The 2,750-nt window shown below is 73.6% G+C and carries 3 protein-coding genes; 2 read left to right on the plus strand and 1 reads right to left on the minus strand.

Annotated elements, in window-relative coordinates; translation table 11 throughout:
• Positions 1 to 1,052: discoidin domain-containing protein (locus tag GA0115240_RS14795; RefSeq protein WP_176725082.1), on the plus strand; the 1,052-nt coding region annotated here is incomplete at its 5' end.
• Positions 1,053 to 1,143: 91 nt separating this feature from the next.
• Here GA0115240_RS14795 and GA0115240_RS14800 read toward each other — a convergent pair.
• On the minus strand, positions 1,144 to 1,680 hold the full coding sequence (locus GA0115240_RS14800) for an HNH endonuclease (protein ID WP_093737143.1): 537 nt from the start codon (positions 1,678 to 1,680) through the stop codon (positions 1,144 to 1,146).
• 301 nt (positions 1,681 to 1,981) lie between these two features.
• On the opposite strand from GA0115240_RS14800, the gene GA0115240_RS14805 reads away from it, so the two are divergent.
• On the plus strand, positions 1,982 to 2,750 hold a 769-nt coding region (locus tag GA0115240_RS14805), incomplete at its 3' end, for a mechanosensitive ion channel family protein (protein ID WP_202451371.1).

The raw sequence follows: 2,750 nt of genomic DNA on the forward strand, positions 1-2,750 counted from the left end.
GGACGACGACAACCGGCGCCGTCCGCCCGCCCGTCTCGCCCCGCGAATTCCCGCTGGACCGGCCGGACGCCCACCGCCTCCCGGACGGCGCCCCGCCCCCGGCGGACGACCCGGCCCGGCCCACCGTTGAGATCCACACCGCCACCGGCTGGCGCCCGCTGGGCACCCTGAACCCGGACGGCTGGACGGAGCTGCCCGCCGGCCTGCTCGCCGACGCCGTACGGCTGTCCGACGCCGACGGGGTCCGCGAGCTCGTGCCGTGGTTCGCCGAGCCGCCGCGGGTCACCGCGGACCGTACCGAGATCGACGCCGAGGCGGGCGGCGCCCCGGTCCAGGTCACCGTCTCCGTCAGCTCCGGCCTGCCGGGCGAGCTGACCGCCGCCATCAGCCAGGTCGCCCCCGCGCCGGTCGGCCGGGGAGAGCCCGCCGCGCCGGGTGGTCCGGGCCGGCCCGCCGCGGCCGGCAGCCCCCGTATCACCGTCGCCGTGCCCCGGCAGGTCGCCCTGCCCCGCGGCGCCACCGTGCGTGTCCCGCTGCGGATCAGTGTCCCGGCCGGCACCGCGCCGGGGACCCGCACCGTCCCGGTCCGCTTCACCGTGGCCGGGCGGACCGTCGAGCGGCGGCTGACCGTGACCACCCATCCGCGCACCGGCGGCCCGGACCTGGTACCCGGCTCGGCGGCGGCCTCCTCGGCGGACGAGACCCCGGATTTCCCGGCGTCCGCGGTGGCCGACGGCGACCCGGCGACGCGCTGGTCCTCGCCGGTCGACGACAACTCCTGGGTGCAGGTGGAACTGGCCGCCCCGGCGAAGGTCGGCCGGGTGGTGCTGCACTGGCAGGACGCCTACGCCGCCCGCTACCGGATCCTGACCTCGACCGACGGCGTCACCTGGCACACCGCGGCCACCGTGACGGACGGTGACGGCGGCCGGGAGACCGTATGGCTGGACGCGCCGGCCGACACCCGCTTCCTGCGGATGCAGGGCGAGCGGCGGGCCACGAAGTACGGCTATTCGCTGTACGGCATGGAGGCGTACGCGGCCGCGGGGTGACCCCCGGGCCGCCGCGCCCCGGTGGACCGCCCCGTGGCCCGTGTGCCGTCCGAAGGCGACACACGGGAGGCGACACACGAAAGCCCGGATCTCAGGCCGATATGCCGTCGATCCGGGCCAGAGCGTCATCCGCGCCGAAAGGTTGCAGGTACGGCAACCAGCGCGGGTCCCTATGTCCGGTCCCGATGATCCGCCAGGCGAGCCCGGACGGCGGGGCCGGTTGATGCCGCAGCCGCCAGCCGAGCTCGGCGACATGGCGGTCCGCCTTGACGTGGTTGCAGCGTCTGCAGGCCGCCACCACGTTCTCCCAGGCGTGCTGCCCGCCGCGGCTGCGCGGAATGACGTGGTCGACGCTGGTGGCGGCTGATCCGCAGTACGCGCACTTGCCGCCGTCGCGGGCGAACAGGGCCCGACGGGTGAGCGGCACCGTGCCCCGGAAGGGCACCCGTACGAACTTGGTGAGCTTGACGACGCTGGGCGCGGGCAGCGCCTGCGTCTCGCTGTGCAGATAGGCGCCGGATTCCTCGAGGCACACGGCCTTGTTGTTCAGCACGAGGACGAGCGCGCGGCGGAGCGGTACGACGCCGAGCGGCTCGTACGACGCGTTCAGGACCAGCACATGTGGCACGGATGCCTCCTTTAACGCCGGCGGCGCGTGGCTCGCGCCGGGACGATCTGACTTCAGTCTCTCCGGAAGGCGGGGCGGCGCGCCACCATGCCCGGGTAACGGACCCGAGGTGTTTTGAACCACACCGCTGGTCCACGGGCCCGCCACATTCCTTACATCCCCCGCCTGACGGGCTTCCGCTCCTCGATCACGCAACGAGACGGCATCAGTCCCCCGATAGATTGGAACCACCGCATCCCCACGGAGGTTCCCGCACGTGACGAACGCGACGACCCGCGCGGCCGCCGGGCCCGCGCACGCCCTGGTCCACCAGGCGCTGCCCCGCTCCGCCGACCAGGCCGGCAGCTGGGTGGACGACAACTGGGCCGGATGGCTGGAGGCGGGCCTTCGGATCGTGCTCATCGTGGTGATCGCGGTGGTGCTGCGGACCCTGCTGCTGCGGACCATCACCCGGCTGATCGAGCGGATGAACCGGGGCGCCGAGGCCGCCGCCAACACCACGCTGGGCGGTCTGCTGGTCAACGCCGAGCGGCGCCGGCAGCGCAGTGCGGCGATCGGCTCGGTGCTCAAGAGCGTGACCTCGTTCGTGATCCTCGGTACGGCCGCGCTGACGGTGCTGTCGGTGCTGAAGATCAATCTGGCGCCGCTGCTGGCCAGCGCCGGGGTGGCCGGCGTGGCGATCGGTTTCGGCGCCCGCAACCTGGTCACCGACTTCCTGTCCGGGGTCTTCATGATCCTGGAGGACCAGTACGGCGTCGGCGACGTGATCGACGCCGGGGTCGCGTCCGGCACGGTGATCGAGGTCGGCCTGCGGGTGACGAAGCTGCGCGGCGACAACGGCGAGATCTGGTACGTGCGCAACGGTGAGGTCAAGCGGATCGGCAACCTCAGCCAGGGCTGGGCCACCGCGATGGTGGACGTGCAGGTCGGCGCGGGCGAGGACCTGGAGCGGGCCCGGGCGGTCATCGCGACCGCGGCCGAGGGGCTGGCCAAGGAGGACCCGTGGGACGAGAAGCTGTGGGAGCCGGTGCAGGTGCTGGGCCTGGAGTCGGTCGGCGCTGAATTCGTGG

The sequence above is a fragment of the Streptomyces sp. DvalAA-14 genome, assembly GCF_900091855.1.
Taxonomy (GTDB): Bacteria; Actinomycetota; Actinomycetes; order Streptomycetales; family Streptomycetaceae; genus Actinacidiphila.